At 41.0% G+C, this 18685-nt stretch carries 13 protein-coding genes, 1 tRNA gene and 1 other RNA gene; 7 read left to right on the top strand and 8 right to left on the bottom strand.

All coding sequences use genetic code 11. The features are described from left to right. Positions 1-42: 42 nt before the first annotated feature. Both QZ738_RS10235 and QZ738_RS10230 read left to right on the top strand, forming a co-directional pair. The gene (locus tag QZ738_RS10235) at positions 43-999 is read left to right on the top strand and encodes an alpha/beta hydrolase (protein WP_293787166.1); all 957 of its coding nucleotides are present in this window, start codon (positions 43-45) and stop codon (positions 997-999) included. A gap of 55 nt (positions 1000-1054) precedes the next feature. Continuing rightward, a complete protein-coding gene (locus QZ738_RS10230; protein WP_293787164.1) occupies positions 1055-2257 on the top strand; it encodes a DUF763 domain-containing protein in 1203 nt (400 codons plus the stop codon). Between the two features lie 604 nt (positions 2258-2861). On the opposite strand, the gene QZ738_RS10225 is transcribed toward QZ738_RS10230, so the two are convergent. Both QZ738_RS10225 and gltB read right to left on the bottom strand, forming a co-directional pair. Then, positions 2862-4328: a glutamate synthase subunit beta gene (locus QZ738_RS10225; protein ID WP_293787162.1), complete on the bottom strand. Its 1467-nt coding sequence runs from the start codon at positions 4326-4328 to the stop codon at positions 2862-2864. A gap of 3 nt (positions 4329-4331) precedes the next feature. Continuing rightward, the gene (gene gltB / locus QZ738_RS10220; protein WP_293787160.1) at positions 4332-8831 is read right to left on the bottom strand and encodes a glutamate synthase large subunit; all 4500 of its coding nucleotides are present in this window, start codon (positions 8829-8831) and stop codon (positions 4332-4334) included. A 415-nt stretch (positions 8832-9246) separates the two neighbouring features. Here gltB and ffs point away from each other — a divergent pair. From ffs to QZ738_RS10205, 3 genes are all read left to right on the top strand, one after another. Next, positions 9247-9346: signal recognition particle sRNA small type (gene ffs / locus QZ738_RS10215), an RNA gene on the top strand. Between the two features lie 91 nt (positions 9347-9437). Then, complete coding sequence (fsa, locus tag QZ738_RS10210; protein ID WP_293787158.1) at positions 9438-10097, top strand: fructose-6-phosphate aldolase; 660 nt, start codon at positions 9438-9440, stop codon at positions 10095-10097. A 619-nt stretch (positions 10098-10716) separates the two neighbouring features. Then, complete coding sequence (locus QZ738_RS10205; protein WP_293787156.1) at positions 10717-11388, top strand: hypothetical protein; 672 nt, start codon at positions 10717-10719, stop codon at positions 11386-11388. Positions 11389-11575: 187 nt separating this feature from the next. On the opposite strand, the gene QZ738_RS10200 is transcribed toward QZ738_RS10205, so the two are convergent. After that, positions 11576-12082, bottom strand: a complete 507-nt coding sequence (locus tag QZ738_RS10200; RefSeq protein WP_293787154.1) for an HAD family hydrolase — start codon at positions 12080-12082, stop codon at positions 11576-11578. A 135-nt stretch (positions 12083-12217) separates the two neighbouring features. After that, positions 12218-13507: a sugar MFS transporter gene (locus QZ738_RS10195; RefSeq protein WP_293787152.1), complete on the bottom strand. Its 1290-nt coding sequence runs from the start codon at positions 13505-13507 to the stop codon at positions 12218-12220. A 296-nt stretch (positions 13508-13803) separates the two neighbouring features. Here QZ738_RS10195 and QZ738_RS10190 point away from each other — a divergent pair. Further along, positions 13804-13876 (top strand) — tRNA-Lys (locus QZ738_RS10190). 198 nt (positions 13877-14074) lie between these two features. Here the strand turns inward: QZ738_RS10190 and QZ738_RS10185 are convergent. From QZ738_RS10185 to QZ738_RS10170, 4 genes are all read right to left on the bottom strand, one after another. Continuing rightward, positions 14075-15202 (bottom strand): TIGR03364 family FAD-dependent oxidoreductase, encoded by a 1128-nt coding sequence (locus QZ738_RS10185; protein ID WP_293787150.1) that lies wholly within the window; start codon positions 15200-15202, stop codon positions 14075-14077. After that, complete coding sequence (locus QZ738_RS10180; RefSeq protein WP_293787148.1) at positions 15199-16509, bottom strand: DUF5690 family protein; 1311 nt, start codon at positions 16507-16509, stop codon at positions 15199-15201. The genes QZ738_RS10185 and QZ738_RS10180 overlap by 4 nt, the downstream gene beginning before the upstream one ends. Positions 16510-16515: 6 nt before the next feature. Continuing rightward, positions 16516-17199 carry an HAD-IA family hydrolase gene (locus QZ738_RS10175; protein ID WP_293787146.1) on the bottom strand — a complete coding sequence of 228 codons (684 nt, stop codon included), beginning with the start codon at positions 17197-17199 and terminating at the stop codon, positions 16516-16518. Between the two features lie 82 nt (positions 17200-17281). Further along, positions 17282-17860 (bottom strand): XRE family transcriptional regulator, encoded by a 579-nt coding sequence (locus tag QZ738_RS10170; RefSeq protein ID WP_293787144.1) that lies wholly within the window; start codon positions 17858-17860, stop codon positions 17282-17284. 150 nt (positions 17861-18010) lie between these two features. On the opposite strand from QZ738_RS10170, the gene QZ738_RS10165 reads away from it, so the two are divergent. Further along, the gene (locus QZ738_RS10165) at positions 18011-18610 is read left to right on the top strand and encodes an HD domain-containing protein (RefSeq protein ID WP_293787142.1); all 600 of its coding nucleotides are present in this window, start codon (positions 18011-18013) and stop codon (positions 18608-18610) included. The last annotated feature ends 75 nt before the right edge of the window (positions 18611-18685 follow it).

Raw genomic sequence — 18685 nt, 5'->3', positions numbered from 1 at the left:
AAGGCTACATCAGCAGCTAAACTATTCCATATATTTACTTTAATGAAATTTCTAACCTTAATTTTTATATGCTGTTTTACCGTTAGTCAGGCGCAAAAAATCGCCGCTGATACATCTTTCAGTTTATACTCTACTTATATTAAAGAAAAAAAGAAACGCCCTTACATTACTATTGCCTACCCAATGGAAAAGGGTAATTTCAAAGCCAGAAGCAATATTTGTTATGCCAGATATCCAACAGGCGATTTATTTCTTGATGTAATTTCTCCAAAGAAACCTCAAAAACTTCGTCCCGCAGTTTTGTTTGTTTTTGGAGGTGGCTGGCGTTCTGGCAATCGTGCCCAGAACATCCCACTTGCTCAAAAAATGGCTCAAAATGGCTATGTTGCCATTACTACTGACTATCGTTTATCTACCCACGCGCAATTCCCTGCGGCGGTTTATGATTTGAAAAATACCGTTAGATGGATAAAAGCCAATGCAGCACAATTTAATATAGATACCAATAAAATTACGGTAGCCGGATTTTCCGCCGGCGGACAATTGGCTGCTTTAGTTGGCACAACTAACTATGATCCTCAGTTCGAAAAGGAAAAAATAAATAATCATAGTAGTAATGTGCAAGCCGTAATTGATGTAGATGGTATATTAGCTTTTGATCATCCTGAATCTGCTGAGGTAAGTACGGATACCAACAAAAAATCTGTGGCGGCAATTTGGCTTGGAGCAGATTTAAAAGAAAATCCAGCAGTATGGCACAATGCTTCACCATTAAATCATGCAGGTCAAAACTCGGTTCCAATATTATTCATCAATAGTTCTACAACTCGATTTCATGCAGGTAGGGACGATCTCATTGCAAAAATTAAACCTTTCGGTATCTATTCAGAAGTACATACATTTCCGGATACACCGCATCCCTTCTGGTTATTTAATCCCTGGTTCGAGGAAGTTTCCAGCGTGATGATTAAATTTTTAGATAAGCAGTTTAAAAATTAAATGATATGCAAACTACATTTCAATTAAATGAAAAATATTGCTAAATTTGTTAGTATTGAAAAGATCAGGAAGCGCAGATTTACCCTTGCATTATGGCCATGTACCACCATGGTTGTCGCAACGAATGGCCAAACTTGGCCTTGCCATAACAGAAGCTATACTTTTAGAGTATGGTAAAGCTGAAGTAATACGTCGATTAAGCAGCCCGTTTTGGTTTCAGAGTTTGGGGGCGGTGATGGGGATGGATTGGCATTCTTCAGGGATTACAACGTCAGTAATTGGCGCTTTAAAGAAATCGGTAAATCCCTTATCAAAAGAGTTGGGCATTTATATCTGTGGAGGCAAAGGAAAGTACAGTAGGGAAACGCCAAATGAACTTTTAAAAATTGCAGACAAAACCGGATTGAATGGTTCAAACTTGGTCCGTGCCAGTAAACTTAGTGCTAAAGTAGACAATACAGCCATCCAGGATGGATTTCAATTATATCTTCATAGTTTTATTTTAAGCGATGAGGGCGATTGGGCAGTGGTGCAACAAGGCATGAGCGACAGTAGCGGAATGGCGAGAAGATATCATTGGCATTCTGAAAATTTAAAATCCTTTGTAGAAGAACCGCATACGGGGATCTGTGGCATTAATCAAGGTCAGATCCTGAATCTAACGGCTAAAAATGCCAGACAGACAAGGCAAGGCATGATGAGCATTACAGCTGAATCGCCTAACAGGATGCTGAATGAGATACAGAAACTGGTATTGCCTCATCATCATGATGTAAAAGCAAAAGATATAGATTTAAAACGTTTAGGAAGCATATTGTGGCTGGCACAGGAAAAGCAACCCAGTGATTTTGAGGAATTGTTATTACTGGAAGGCATGGGACCAAGAACCCTACAATCTATGGCTTTAGTGAGTGAGGTGATTTACGGTACACCTTCCCGGTTTACTGATCCTGCGCGTTATTCTTTCGCGCATGGTGGCAAAGACGGTCATCCCTTCCCTGTTCCTGTAAATGTTTATGATGAAACAATAAATGTTTTACAAAAAGCAATTGATAAAGCGAAGATTGGCAATACGGATAAACAACAGGCGATAAAGTCACTTCATCAAATTGCCCGTAATGCTGAAAAAGACTTTATACCGAATATGGATTTTGAAAAAGTAATTCAAAAAGAACACGCTGAAAGCTGGAAATATGGTGGCAGAACAATTTTTGGGAAAGAGAAGCCGCGTAGAGATGAGCAATTGAAGTTGTTTTAAACAGTAGAAATAACCCTCCTCACTGAGGACGGCTATTTTATCCTTTCAACAATCGTCATCCTGAAATTATTTCAGGATCTATCTAATCACATTTTAAAATTATTTATTTCGTGATTTCCAGGCTTCCGTGGCAGAAATAACACATATTATGATAGATTTTTGCGAGATGCTAAGACTAGATAAGTATTTTATCCTTTCAATAATCTTCATCCTGAATTTATTTCAGGATCTATCCAGTACCACATTTAAAATTATTTATTTCGTGATTTCCGTGTTTCCGTGGCAGAAATAACACATATTGTGAAAGGTCTTAGCGAGATGCTAAGACTAGATAAGTATTTTATCCTTTAAAGAATCGTCATCCTGAATTTATTTCAGGATCTATCCAGTACCACATTTTAAAATTATTTATTTCGTGATTTCCGTGTTTCCGTGGCAGAAATAATACATATTGTGATAGGTCTTAGCGAGACGCTAAGACTAGATAAGACAATTAAAAACGCTAGCGCTACTTGTAAAATAATTCAGCATGGCGATCCATAGTATAAAACAAAAAAAGGTCGTGATTTGCACCACGACCTCAAAATATAATTATTAAACCTATTTAAGCATATGCTACTGCATCCTTCGATGCCAGTTTGGTTGCTCCCATTAAGTATTCGTCTACCTTGCGGGCAGCTTCTCTACCTTCTGAAATAGCCCAAACCACTAATGATTGTCCGCGGCGAACATCACCTGCTGCAAAAATCTTCGCAATGTTGGTTTGATAGGTATGTTCAGATGCCTTTACGTTTCCGCGGTTATCTAACTCTACACCTAATTTTTCAATTAAACCTTCTTTTTGAGGGTGTAAAAATCCCATCGCCAACAGCACCAGTTCGCATGGTAAATCTCGTTCAGTACCAGCTACTTCTTTAAAGGTAACCGGACGACCGTTCGCGTCAATCTCCCATTCCACATCAACTACTTTCAATGCTTTAAGATTTCCCTTTTCGTCAGCAATAAAGTTTTTGGTATTAACCGACCAGGCTCTTTGTGCGCCTTCCTCGTGTGATGAAGTGTTTTTTAACAACATGGGATAATTCGGCCAGGGCATATGTTCATTGCGTACCTGAGGTGGCATAGGCATAATCTCGAATTGTGTAACTGATTTTGCGCCATGACGGTTTGAAGTACCAATACAGTCAGACCCTGTATCTCCACCACCTATTACAATTACATTTTTACCGGTAGCCATAATATCTTCTACTCCTACCGTTCTTCCCGCTACACGTTTATTCTGCTGTTTTAAGAAGTCCATTGCAAAATGTACACCTTTAGCCGAGCGGCCATCAATTGGTAAATCGCGCGGAATTGTTGACCCTCCGGCTAGTACAATTGCATTGAAATCGCGCAATAAAGTGCCTATCTCTACATTTTCGCCTACATTGGCGTTACATTTAAAAATGATGCCTTCTTCTTTCATCAAATCAACGCGGCGATCTACTACATTTTTCTGTAGTTTAAAATCAGGAATTCCATATCTTAACAAACCGCCTGGAGCATCATCACGCTCGAAAATGGTCACCTCATGCCCAACTTTATTTAACTGGGCAGCAGCGGCTAAGCCGGCAGGACCTGAACCAATTACAGCTACTTTTTTACCTGTTCTGATTAATGGTGCTTTAGCTTTGATATATCCTTTATCAAAAGCAATTTCGATGATGTGTTTTTCAATTTCCTCAATAGAAACCGGTGGTCTGTTAATGCCTAACACACAAGCCGATTCGCATGGTGCAGGACAAATCCTACCTGTAAATTCCGGAAAATTATTGGTGCTTAATAAAATATGGGTTGCTAATTCCCATTTTCCCTGATAAACAGCATCGTTAAATTCTGGTATCACATTACCCAGCGGGCAACCTGATTGGCAGAAAGGCACGCCGCAGTCCATACAACGGGCAGCCTGATTATTTAATTCTTGTGGAGGTAAATTATTTAAAAATTCACCGTAGTGTTTTACACGTGTTGCAGCCGCTTCTCTAGTGGGTGCAACTCTATCGTATTCTTGAAATCCTGTTACTTTTCCCATGGCCTAGTGTGTTTTTACTTGTTGGTTACGTTTGCTTAAAACAGCTTTGTATTCTTTAGGGAATACTTTTACGAAATGAGCAGATTGCGTTTTCCAGTCGCTTAAGATAAATTCAGCTACTCTGCTGTCTGTCAATCTGATATGCGTTTTAAGTAACGCTAAAATACGCTCCTCATCTTCTGCCTGCAGCGGATCCAGGTCCACCATTTCTTTGTTGCATTTGCGCTCAAAAGTTCCGTTGGCATCATAAATCCAGGCTACACCGCCACTCATACCAGCGGCGAAATTGCTTCCCGTATCCCCTAAAATCAGCACTTCACCGCCCGTCATGTACTCGCAACCATGATCGCCCACACCTTCAACAACAGCTGTTGCACCAGAATTACGTACAGCAAAACGTTCACCTGCTTTACCACGGGCAAATAACTCACCCGAGGTTGCGCCATAGAGAGCCACATTACCAATAATAATATTTTGTTCAGGAACAAAAGTGGAGTTAGAGAAAGGATAAATAGCCAACCTTGCGCCCGATAAACCTTTACCAACATAATCGTTTGCCTCGCCCTCTAAAGATAAGGTAACGCCACGCGTATTAAAAGCACCAAAACTTTGTCCGGCTGAACCTACAAATTTAAAATTGATCGTATCTGGAGGCAAACCACCGCTTAAATGAACTTTAGATATTTCATTAGACAACATGGTACCTATTGCACGGTCAGTATTTTTTACATTGAAGCTGGCAAATACAGGCTCGTTATGATCAATGGCAGGTTGAGCAGCTGCAATCAACTGATGATCTAAAACATGATCTAATCCATGATCCTGACCTTCGGTATTATACAAAGGCAAGCCATTTTCTTCCGCTTTGTACAATATGGCTGATAAATCAAGGTGTTTCAATTTCCAGTCTTCGGCAGGTAGTTCCCGTAATTTTAAAATATCGGCCTGCCCAATCATTTCGTTAATGGTCCTGAAACCCAATTCAGCCATAATTTCACGTAATTCTTCAGCAAGGAAATAAAACAGGTTCACTACGTGGTCTGCATCACCGGTAAATAACTTTCTTAATTCCGGATCTTGTGTGGCCACACCAACCGGGCAAGTATTTAAATGGCACTTCCGCATCATGATACATCCGGTGGTTACCAATGCAGCTGTAGCTACCCCCCATTCCTCTGCGCCTAACAAGGCTGCAATAGCGATATCTCTACCTGTTTTAAGCTGACCATCTGTTTGTAAAACGATACGGTTACGCAATTTGTTTTTTACCAATGTTTGGTGTGCCTCCGCCAGTCCAAGTTCCCAAGGTAAACCCGCATGCTGGATAGAGGTTAATGGTGAAGCACCGGTACCGCCATCAAAGCCTGATACGAGAATTACATCGGCATGCGCTTTCGCTACACCGGCTGCGATAGTACCTACGCCAGCTTTAGACACAAGTTTCACATTAATCCGGGCTGCACGGTTGGCATTTTTCAGATCGTAAATGAGCTGTGCCAAATCCTCTATTGAATAAATATCATGGTGCGGAGGTGGCGAAATTAAACCTACACCTGGCGTAGAGTGACGAACTTTTGCAATCCAATCATCTACTTTGTGACCAGGTAATTGACCACCTTCACCTGGTTTAGCACCCTGAGCCATTTTAATCTGTAACTCGTCAGCATTGGTTAAATAATAACTCGTTACACCGAAACGTGCTGAAGCTACTTGTTTAATCGCTGAACGCATGCTATCGCCATTTGGCAATTTTGTATAACGCATTTCATCTTCACCACCTTCGCCGGTATTGCTCTTTCCACCGATACGGTTCATGGCAATCGCTAAAGTAGAATGTGCTTCATGAGAAATTGAACCGAAAGACATGGCTCCTGTTGCAAATCTTTTTAAGATTGACTCAGTAGATTCTACCTCGTTTAAAGAAACGGAAGGACGGCTATAATTAAATTCAAATAATCCACGGATGGTATAAGCCTGTTGTGTTTGCTCATTTACCAGTTTAGAATATTGTTTAAAGATGTTATGATCGTTTTTACGGGTCGCATTTTGTAACAAGTGGATGGTTTGCGGATTAAACAAATGCGCTTCACCTTTACGACGGAATTTATATGTTCCTCCAGCTGGTAACAGGTTCTCTGTTTGCGTCAGCGGACCAAAACTGCGGTGATGTTTGATTAAGGTCTCTTTTGCAATTTCATCCAGCCCTAAACCACCAATACGGGAAACCGCACCGGTAAAATAAGTATTCACCACCTGTTTGTTCAAACCCAAAATCTCGAAGATTTGTGCACCCTGGTAGGATTGCAGCGTAGAGATTCCCATTTTAGAGAAAATTTTAAGCAAACCGCTATTTACCGCGTAAATATAGTTTTTGGTTAGCTGCTCTGCTGATAAACCAGACTCCTGCTGAAAGCCATTAATGGTTTCTAAAGCCAGGTAAGGGTTTATTGCCGTAACGCCAAAGCCTAGCAACGTGGCGAAGTGATGTACCTCCCAAATATCGCCAGCCTCTATTACAATACCTACAGCACCGCGATAACCCTTGCGGATTAAATGATGGTGTACTGCTGATACCGCCAATAAAGAAGGCATTGCAGCATGTTCAGAATCGATCGCCCTGTCAGTTAATACAATCACCTGGAAACCATCTTCAACCGCATCAACTGCATAACGGCACAAACGGTCTAAGGCTTTTGCCATAGCACCCGGTTTGCCATCAGCCCTGAAATAGGTCTGTAAAGTTTTTGCCTGGAAAACACCGGTATCGATACTTCTTAATTTTTCCAGTTCCTGGTTGGTTAAGATAGGATGTTTAATGGCTACACAGTGTGCCTGTTTTGGCGTTTCTTCCAGCAGGTTGCCCATGCTGCCCATAAAACTGGCTAAACTCATCACCACTTTTTCCCTGATCGGGTCGATTGGCGGATTAGTTACCTGTGCGAATAACTGCTTAAAATAAGACGACAAATGCTGCGGCCTTTTTGATAAAATAGCTAATGGCGTATCGGTACCCATAGAACCGATTGGCTCTTTGCCTTCAATAGCCATTGGTTTAAGCAAAAGGTCCACATCTTCCCTACTATAACCAAAAACCTGCTGATATTTGAAAATAGATTCGGTAGATAAGCCGGTAAACATTACACGTGGTTCGGGTAATTCTTCCAAACGGATCTGGTATTGGTTAATCCAATCGCCGTAAGGGCTTTTGCCACAAATCTCTTGTTTAATTTCGTTATCGCTGATAATTCTGCCCTGCTCCATGTCTACCACGAACATTTTGCCGGGCGTTAAACGGCCTTTTTCGATGATCGTACTCTGATCAATAGCCAGCGCGCCGGCTTCAGACCCCATAATAACACGGTCGTCAGAGGTAATTGCATAACGCGAAGGACGGAGACCATTACGATCTAAAGTGGCACCAATTAACTTACCATCGGTAAACGCAATTGCTGCAGGTCCGTCCCATGGCTCCATTAAAGTAGCGTGGAATTCGTAAAATGCCTTTTTAACCGGATCCATATCCTCGTTGCCATCCCAAGCCTCTGGTACCAGCATCATTAATACGTGAGGCAGGCTTCTTCCCGAGTGGAGCAACAATTCAATCACATTGTCTAAACAGCCTGAATCTGAATTGGTTTCATCAATTACAGGCAATAACATATCGAGTTCTTCTGGTGTAAAATAAGCAGAAGCAAAAGACTTAACACCTGCTCTAAACCAATTTAAATTTCCTTGTAGAGTATTGATCTCGCCGTTGTGTGCAATAAAGCGGAAGGGTTGGGCCAACCTCCATGAAGGAAAAGTGTTGGTTGCAAAACGCGAGTGAACCAAACCTAAAGCAGAAACCATGCGCTTATCGGTAAGATCCGTAAAATAGGTACGTACCTGTAACGAGGTTAGCTGACCTTTATATATAATGGTTTGTGCGGAAAGCGACACAATGTAGAAATCTTTACCGCCGTGAACAGTATTGACGATCAGTTTGATCAGGTAATTTTTAAAGATATACAGTTTGCGTTCGAAATCTGCACCCGGCGCTACCGCATATGGACGGGCAATAAATACCTGCTCAATCTCTGGTTCAACAGAAAGAGCCATGTTACCAATATCTGCGGTATTAACATCAACTTTTCTAAACCCCAAAATTTCAAGGCCTAGTTTTTCGGCAGCACGGTAAATCAGTTCCCTGCATTCTTCTCTGGATCTGATATCCTTTGGCATAAATAACATGCCAACACCATAATTATTGGTTTCTGGCAGGCTAAAGCCTGCTTTTAAACATTCGTCGTAAAAAAATTCGTGAGGAATCTGAATCATTATACCTGCTCCATCGCCTGTATTAGGTTCTGCTCCACACGCCCCTCTATGATCCAGGTTTTCTAAAATAGTAAGTGCATCAGAGATGATTTGATGCGATTTCCGCCCTTTCACATGTGCAACGAACCCAATACCGCAGGCATCGTGTTCAAATTGCGCATCGTACAATCCACTGTTTGGTTCCATTCTTTGCTCGTTAGTTGTTAGTGTATAGGAAACACTAAGATAGGAAAAAGATATTTTAAATTACAGAGTTGATACGATTTTTGGAAAAATTTTAGTTCTTAGGTAATTTAAAGCGTTTAAATTTAAATATTAGTAATTAAAATTATTGAGTTTTATCAAAATGATAATGGCAATATTTTGCAATAAAACCGCATTTTTTATGAAAATTATCAATAAATCGTTTTAATTATTATTTTAAAATGAATGCTGTATTTATATATAAAAATGTCTAAAACTGATTTAAGTTGATAACTTCAACCAGCATAAAATTAAACTTTCGATTTTATTAATTTACTAATCAACTACATAGCTTAAAAGTAAAAAAAAATGCAAAAATGCATTTTGCGAAACAACTTCTTTTTCTACCTTTGTGCCCGGGCAAGTCTTTTACGACCAGCTCCCTTTGAACTCCCCCAGGGTGGGAACGCAGCAAGGGTAGAAGGTTGTAGCGGTGCGATAGAAGGTGCTTGCCCTTTTTTTACCCCCTTAATCCCCTGAAGGGGGGATATTAAATTCTTCAGGGGTTCTAGCAGCAGAACCTAATAATCATTTTAAGAATTTATAAACATGAAATTTTTTATTGACACAGCAAATCTTGATCAAATCAAAGAAGCGCAGGATCTTGGCATTTTAGACGGCGTAACCACCAACCCTAGCTTAATGGCTAAAGAAGGCATTACCGGCGATGAAAATGTAATCAACCATTATAAAGCAATTTGCGATATTGTTGACGATAATGTAAGCGCAGAAGTAATCTCGACCACTTTTGACGAAATTATCAAAGAAGGCGAAGCACTTGCAGCTTTAAACCCGAAAATTGTAGTAAAAGTTCCAATGATCAAAGATGGTTTAAAAGCCATTAAATATTTTACATCAAAAGGAATCAAAACCAATTGTACGTTAATCTTCTCTGCCGGACAGGCTTTATTGGCGGCTAAAGCAGGCGCTACATACGTTTCTCCGTTTTTGGGTCGCTTAGACGATATTTCTAACGATGGTTTGGTTTTAATAGAAGATATCAGAACTATTTTTGATAACTACGGATACGAAACGCAAATTTTAGCGGCATCGATCCGCGGGCCATTGCACATTGTAAACTGTGCGAAATTGGGCGCTGATGTAATTACGGCACCATTGGCTGCTATTGTTGGTTTATTGAAACATCCATTGACAGATAGCGGTTTGGCAACATTTTTAGCTGATCATGCTAAGGCAGCGGGTAAGTAAGTTTAGTGTATTGAGTTTGGAGTGTTGATTTCCAGGCGCATAAGAAGTCCTGAGTTAAGTAATAATTCAGGACTTTTTTGTTTGATAAAATTTTATGAATACGCATGAGCCGTGTTTGTCCAGGTCAGTTTACGAAATCCGCATTTAACTTCTTTCTCACAATTATAGTTTAGACTATTAAAGTCTTACTGTGGTATTTGTTATGGCAACCGCAGTTTACATCGTCTATTTTCTCTCCCCCATTTTATAGGTTTTTTCGGAGAGCAAGACCAGTGCAAATCGGTTTCTCCACTCCTACTTTCCATTATATTCCCGTGAATTTTCTGGAAAAATCAATTGATCTGACACCGGAATGCCATTTCAATCAGGTCTGGGTTGCAATTATAGTAGTTCTTTTGCCAGGTGAAATAGCCAGCAAACTGGTTAAATTAGGCTCCGCATTTAACTTCTTTCTTCCATTTTACAGGTTTTTTTGGGAGAGCAAGGCCAGTATCAATCGGTTTCTCCACTCCTGCTTTCCATTATATTCCGGTGAATTTTCTGGAAAGATCAATTGATCTGATACCGGAATGCCATTTCAATCAGGTCTGGGTTGCAATTATAGTAGTTCTTTTGCCAGGTGAAATATTCAACAAACTGGCCAAGTCAGTCTCCGCATTTAACTTCTTTCTTCCATTTTACAGGTTTTTTTGGGAGAGCAAGGCCAGTACCAATCGGTTTCTCCACTCCTGCTTTCCATTATATTCCGGTGAATTTTCTGGAAACATCAATTGATCTGATACCGGAATGCCATTTCAATCAGGTCTGGATTGCAATTATAGTAGTTCTTTTGCCAGGCGAAATATTCAGCGAACTGGCCAAGTTAGGCTCCGCATCTAATTTCTTTCTCACAATTATAGTTTATACTATTAAAGCCTTACTGTGGTATTGGTTATGGCAACCGCAGTTTACATCGTCTATTTTATCTCCCCCATTTTATAGGTTTTTTTGGAGGGCAAGACCAGTACCAATCGGTTTCTCCACTCCCGCTTTCCATTATATTCCGGTGAATTTTCTGGAAAGATCACTTGATCTGATACCGGAATGCCATTTCAATCAGGTCTGGGTTGCAATTATGGTAGTTCATTTGCAAGGTGAAATAGCCAGCAAACTGGCTAAATTAGGCTCCGCATTTAACTTCTTTCTTCCATTTATAGTTAAGACTGTTAAAGCCTCACTGTGCTATTGGTTACGGCAAACCGCAGTTTACACCATCCATTTTCCCTCTACCATTTTACATCAGTTTAGGTGAGCACAACGGTAGCCTTTTTTATTTATCGCCTCATTTGCGTTAACGATGGAAACGGCATCCTTTTTGGCTGCCATCCAGAGCCTGGCCAAATGACAGCCAAAAAGATACAGTGTACAGCGTGTTAAAACGCCCAAATAAATCCATACCAAACCTTTGACGTAGATTTTTATGCGCTGTAGGGATACTGTTAAACTAAAGATTCACGGCTAAGAACTTCCTTAATCCTCTCGTAACTAATCTGTTCATCCGGTTCAATTAAAATTCCCTTCACACCTGCTCCATTTGCGGCTTCAACATCTCTCGGCTTATCGCCGATCATGATAGATTGTGCGGGATCAATGTCGTACATATCAATGGCATCCAAAATCATTCCGGATGCCGGTTTTCTACATTTGCACTCCCCACCAACAGTGGGATGATGCGGACAATAATAAAAGCCGGCGATATCTGCGCCTTTAGCCAGGAAAGCATTGCGAAGCATTTGGTGCATAATGGCAAGTTCCTGTTCAGTATAACGCTTTAATGCAATACCACCCTGGTTCGTAATTACAATTAGTAGGTAACCCTCATCGAACAGTTTTTTTAGTACAGGAATTTGGTAATCCAGGATTTTAAAATCTTCCACACGGCAGATATAATCGTATATTTCATGGTTAAGTACGCCATCGCGGTCGAGAAAAATAGCTTTGTTCATTCTAAAGATTTGAGTATTGTGATGTGAGATCTAAGACAGGATACCTATCACTCACTTATCATTTGGCCAAAATAAACGAAAATTAAGCACAAAAGAAAACTCAATCTCATTAAAGCCCGGACTTTACTCATCAATTTATGATTTCAAATTCAATCCTGCCTTGTGGCCTTTTATGGCAAAAAACAGAATGTATAAGTAACACGGCAATACGGTTAAAAGGTAAGCCAGTTGAAAATTAATATGCAGTTTTTCATTCAGGAAAGCATACAATAATGGCATTAAGGCCCCACCTGCGATACCCATAATCATAATGGCTGAACCGATTTTAGTGAATCTACCGAGATGGCTTATGCCCAGTGGGAAAATTGCCGGCCACATCAGTGAATTGGCCAAACCCAATAAGGCTACAAAAATCACCGCAAACCAGCTGGAAATTATAAATGATAAAATTGTGAATATAATTCCTAATATAGCACAAATCCTCAAAGCCTTTTGCTGAGAGATGTATTTTGGAATGGTTACAATACCAATAATATAGCCGATTAACATACTAAAGAGCGTTATCGAAGTTAATTTTCCGCTAATTTCCGCTTTAATGCCCAACTCACGTCCATAAATCCCGATAATATCGCCAGCCATAACCTCTGCCCCTACATACACAAAAATACAAAGTGCCCCTAAGAATAAATGTGGAAACTGGAAAATGCTCTGGTGTTTTACTACTTCTCCCTTGCTTTCATTAATCACATCCTCTTCAACTTCAACCTCCGGCAAATCGGTAAATTTAATCAGTGTTGCGAAAAGGCAAAAAACTATGGCTAAAACAATGTAAGGCATATTTACCCGACCTAGAACGTCATTCAAAAGTTGTTCATGAACGACACCGGTAGCCGCTTTGATCTGTTTTTCCACTTCAGAAGCATTTTTCAAAAACAAGCTGCCCATAATCAAAGGCACAATCATTCCGGCAAACTTATTACAGATACCGGCAATACTGATGCGTTTGGCGGCACTTTCAATCGGACCTATAATGGTTAGATAAGGATTTGATGCTGTTTGCAGCAAAGCCAATGCTGCGCCCTGAACAAAAATGCCGGTTAAAAATAAACCGAAGGTCCTGGTTTGGGCAGCCGGAATAAATATTAATGAGCCCAGGCCTAAAACGACCAGGCCTAAAACGATCCCATTTTTAAACCCCACCTTTTTAAGTATCCAAGATGAAGGTAAGGCTAAAAAGAAGTAGGCCATGTATGAAGCAAAGGTTACAAAAAATGCCTGTAGATTTGATAAGCCAAAAGATAACTTAAAAAATGGAATCAGGGTTCCGTTTGCCCAGGTTACAAAGCCAAAAATAAAAAATAACGCACAAATAATAATGAGCGGTTTTGGTCCCTGTGTTTGGACTGGATTTGTTGTTTGTTGCATGAGGTTTGGTTCGGTTTATTTCTTTAGGCCAAACTAAACAATAATATTTAATTATTATGGATCAAGGCTTTCGTAATTTCAATTTTAACATTCCTCTGCACTATCGTACATCGTGGATACTGATAGGTCAGGTTAAGAATGAAATATTAAAATGGATTAAAAAACAATTGCCGAATAATTAATTTGCCTATAAATCAATACACTACCGCACTAATCGATTTTTTATTTGCATGAAAGCGTTTATACGCCTATATTTGCACCACTTTAAAGGAAACGGTTAACGTTTGTATAAAGTAGATTCCGTAGCTCAGCTGGTAGAGCATTACACTTTTAATGTAGTGGTCCTGGGTTCGAATCCCAGCGGGATCACGAAAATCCTCTAACGCAAGTTAGGGGATTTTTTGTTTTAAGCCTGCTGAGGTTCGAACAGAAGCGTTGGCCTGGCTCACTGCTATACGCTATGGCGTCGGATTTCTCAACAGACCACAAATAAATATTTGAGTATTTGGGCGAGCTATTAATAGTTATCAGCTGAACGATATCTGCAAAATGAGTTGATTTGCAGACCTAATCGAACATAGCACCAATTACCTGTTCACATAAGCCAAAAGACAAAGTCATGCCATTGCCACCCAGTCCGTTAATGATGGTCACCCCATTTTCTGCAGTGAGAATCAACTCGGTTTCACCGTTAGTCATTTTAGGGTAGATTCCATGCCAGGTCTGAACCACTTTGTGTTGCTTAAAAGAGCTGAAAGTCTTCAAATATTGTAGTATCAGGTGGTTAATAAAGTCCTTGTCGAAAGGATCATGAACCAGTCCGTATTCATGAGAATCGCCAATGGTGATTTCTCCGGTATGGTTCTGAGCGGCCATGACATGAATTCCCCATTTGAGGTACTCTGCATACTCGTTTTCATAGCGGTTGCGAAGATTTTTCAGGGCAGGTACGGCGTGAAAACCGGGGTAATGAATCATGCTTAAACTTCCGCATAAAGCCGGGCCGATGCGCCGGTTATCTGCCTGGGCCTCTATTCTCATCATCTGAAGTTTGCATTTGGTAATCGCTTGCGAGCGAAAAAGTTCCGGGTAGAGGGTTTCGAATTCTGCTCCACTGCAAATAAATACCTCATCAGCCTCCCATGTTTGTTTGCCCGAAGCAACCTTACCACCCGCTACACTGCTTATCGCAGTATTCCAATGAAACGTCACATTGAATTTATCGCTCAGGTATTCAGCTAACTTTCCGATAGCTACCCTTGCCTCTACTATCATTTCATTCGGACTCCAAAGGGCGCCTTTTAAGTTTTCGGAATTAACAGCCGGCGATTTTTTCAGGGTTTCTTCCGGGCTGAGCAAGCTACACTCCCGGTAGTGGCTGTTCAGGGCTACATAGCCATTCATCACCTCCAGCTCATCATCACTGCAGGCAATGTGTAGTGAACCCACTTCATCATGCCAAATACCCGCTTCGGTACAGATTTGCTTCCAGATACTTCTCGATAACATGGCGCGATCAAAGCGTTGTCCCTTTGGCTGTCCGATAGGCCAAACCATGCCAAAATTGCGGATGGAGGCACCAACTGCCCTTTCATTGCGCTCAAAAACGCTTACCTTAAAACCCCTGAGCGAAAGTGCCCTTGCGGTTGCAAGTCCGACTATACCGGCCCCGATAACAATGGCAGATTTATTCATATCGTTGAAAGTTTATATTTAGTTTTTAAGGGGTTTCCTTTGCGGGCAGATTGATTAAAATAGACGAGAGACAACATTCCGCACAGGCTGCCGATGATGGCCACCAGGATCAGTCCCTGATGAAAAAAATTGCTCCAGGAAATATCAGGTTTACCAAACTCCTTAACCAATAAAATGCTGATGCTGGCCAGGTAACCGAGAGAATCGGCAAGGTACATGATGAAGCCTACATTGCTTTTGTAATGGAAAGTAGCAATCATCCTTTCAAAAAAAATTGCATTATATGGTACGTAACCTAAATAAAGGCCTAAACCGGCCAGGGTCATCCAGGTTACCGGACCGATGCCCGCAGTACTGAAAAGCCAGGTGGCCGTCCCGATGAGTAAACAGCCACTAATGATAAGCAAATGAATGACACTAAAGGCCCTGAGGTTACCCTTTATCAGGAAAAGCAGACCCATAGCGAGCAGCACCAAAACAGATATCCGGCTGTCGATTTTTGCATAGATGTTTTGATCCGTTATGCCCAGGCTGTTCCAGATTTCTACTTCAAAATTATCACGGACATCTCGCATCACGGTGAGCATCACGTAGATTATCAGCGTGAGCAGAATTCCCGGAAAAAATCTTTTAATAAAAGCCTTCCGCTCCGGAGCAGTCATGGGCACCCGCTCCGTACGCATCTGTTTGTCTCTCGTTGTAGGGGGCGGCATGAGCTCAAGCACAAATACAAAAAGCGTAAGTGGCAAAACAAACAGCGCACCGGTTAAGAAAGGCATCTGGTACGCGCCTATATGGTAAACATGCAGCAACGACTGACCAACCGTTTTTACAAAACCGGAACCAAAGATCAGACTGATGGACAAGACCGCGGCCATAAACTCAGTAGATCTGCGTCCCTCTAAATAACCAAAAACCAAACCCCAGATCAGGCCGAGCGGAAAGCCGTTGATAAACAGGAAAGGTATGTTGTAGGGTGCCGGCACAAGTGCAAAACCAAGCAAAGCCATCCACGAAATCCCAACCAGTAACAGTATGGTTAGTCCCCGCTTTTTACCCTTTAATTCTGCGATAAAACGAATGCCATAGAATTTACTCATCGTGTAGCCCAGAACCTGAAAAATAACCAACCAAACCTTATAGTCGATGTGCAGATAGGGCTGACTGGGATAGGTTCCGGCGGCAAAGGCCTTGCGAAAAGCATACATTGAAGAATAAGCACCAAATGCAGATAGAGCCGTCAGAATTGAGCTGACTGCATACGGCCATCGCGCTACTTTGTTTTTTAAACTTTCAATGAGTAACATGCCACACTATAAAATAATTTCTAAAAGTTCAGACAAATCATTTATGATGTGAGTGGGTTTATAGGGCTCTAGTTCCTCACGCGTGAATGCACCGGTGGTTACGGCGATTACATATTTGCAATTTGCATTTTGCCCTTCCCGAACATCCACCTCCGTATCGCCAACTTTGGCCACCTCATCAGTTTCAGCGAGACCGGCCATTTGCTTTAACCGGTTAATCATCCCGGCGTTCGGACGACCTTCGGATACCTCGTCTGAGCATATCAGGTAGTCGAAAACCGATTTCTCCCGCCATTGTAAACGCGATAGGATAACTTCAGCTATATCCCTTGAAAAACCCGTATTAATTCCGATTTTGATACCCGAAGCCTTTAGCGTTTTCATGGTTGATTCTGCATGAGGCAAGGCCTCCAGGCTTGAAGTGTGCGTATAGAAGCTTATCATCCTTTCAACAAAAGCATCATGAATCTTCGCGATAAGCTCCGGTGTTACCTTAGATTGATCAGCCTCAAAGGCATGAAGCATTCGTTTAATGGCTACAATCTTTTTATAGCCCATTAAAGGGTTAATGACAGATTCAGGAACCCGGTAACCAAATTGACTTAAGGCATCACTGAAGGTCTGCGTAACACTGTTTTCGTCTTTGACCGTCGTTCCGGCCATATCGAATACGATAAGTTTAATCGGCATTGCGTAAACGTTTTATTTGTTTAGCAAAATTAAACTTAGTTTATTAATATAAAACTATCTTAATGTTAAGGTATATTTAAATTTAGTTGTTTTCTTCAAAAAAGTAAATAACCAGCATACTCGCTTTGGTGTTACCGGAGTTTTTAGGGGTATGTGCCATGCGCCCATCAAAAAGCATAGAGTCCCCGTCTTTTAAAGCATAAGAACGTTCGCCAAATTCGTAGGTAATTTCACCGCTGATAATGTATTTAAATTCGTAAGCTTCGGTTTGAATCTGTGGCCGCTGTGCATTGGGCTCCAACTCCAGAAGAACGATATCTACAGTCGATTTTTTGATGGATTGGGTAAATATGCGCTTATAGCTGAAGCCCTCGGTATCCTCTTTTTCAAAATACTGATAATCTTCCCTGCGGCGGATTAATACCGGAAATTCCTGGCCCTGATGTTGTATATCCTTAAAAAATACATTTAAATCTACTTCCAGGGCTTTAATAATATCAATTAATACAATTAAAGAAGGTACTGTCCTGCTATTTTCAATCTGGGAGATCAAACCCTTACTTACGTTAGCCCTGATCGCCAGCTCCTGCACAGTAATGTTCTTCTCGCGTCTGCGTTCTTTAATCCGGTTACTGATCTGAATCAGTACGTCGTCTTCCATTTCTATCTGCTATTGGTTTACGGATGAAAATTATAGAATTAATCCTGGCCAGACAAGCTTTTAATTTAATTTAGGTCTGGCATAATAAGATATTGCAAATTTAATTTTCAGCTAATACTAATTTTTTTAATTCGCCTCTTTATTCAGGCTATGAAAAAATCATTAAGTACACAGGCAGTCGTAAATCAAATCTTCAGCCTGTATGAAAAGTTTGGCAGTGCAGATTACATTGGCGAACCCGTATCCCAGTTAGAACACATGTCTCAGGCGGCAAGCCTTGCAATGGCCGAAGGTCATGATGATGAAGTTGTTTTAGCTGCCTTTTTTCATGACATTGGCCACCTCTGTGCAAATGGTGAGGCGGCAGGCAGCATGGACGGTTTGGGCAATGTGAATCACGAACAAATTGGTGCAGATTACCTGCTGGAGCTTGGTTTTTCTCCACGTTTAGCCAAATTGGTCAGCGGCCATGTTATCGCTAAACGCTACCTCACCTCCAGGTGCCCGGAATATTATGAAAAATTATCTCCGGCAAGCAAGGTAACCCTCGATTTCCAGGGTGGCCCGATGAGCGAAGAAGAAGCATCAGACTTTGAAAAAGATCCGGATGCCGATATCCTCATTCGCCTCCGTCACTGGGATGATGAGGCAAAGCTTGTTAATTTAGCGGTAGATAACCTACCTGCTTTAAAGGCTCTGGCGATTAAACACCTTGAGCATACAAAGAGTTTAATGTTGCCGGAATGTTAAGTCATCTTAATTTAATCGTGTCGCCTCAGTTAGGAAATAGACGACGATTTAATGCTAAATCAATAAATCGTTAAA

It is taken from the genome of uncultured Pedobacter sp., from assembly GCF_913776295.1.
Taxonomy (GTDB): domain Bacteria; phylum Bacteroidota; class Bacteroidia; order Sphingobacteriales; family Sphingobacteriaceae; genus Pedobacter.
Note: the sequence above shows the minus strand (reverse complement) of the source record. Positions and strands in the feature narration are given on the sequence as shown.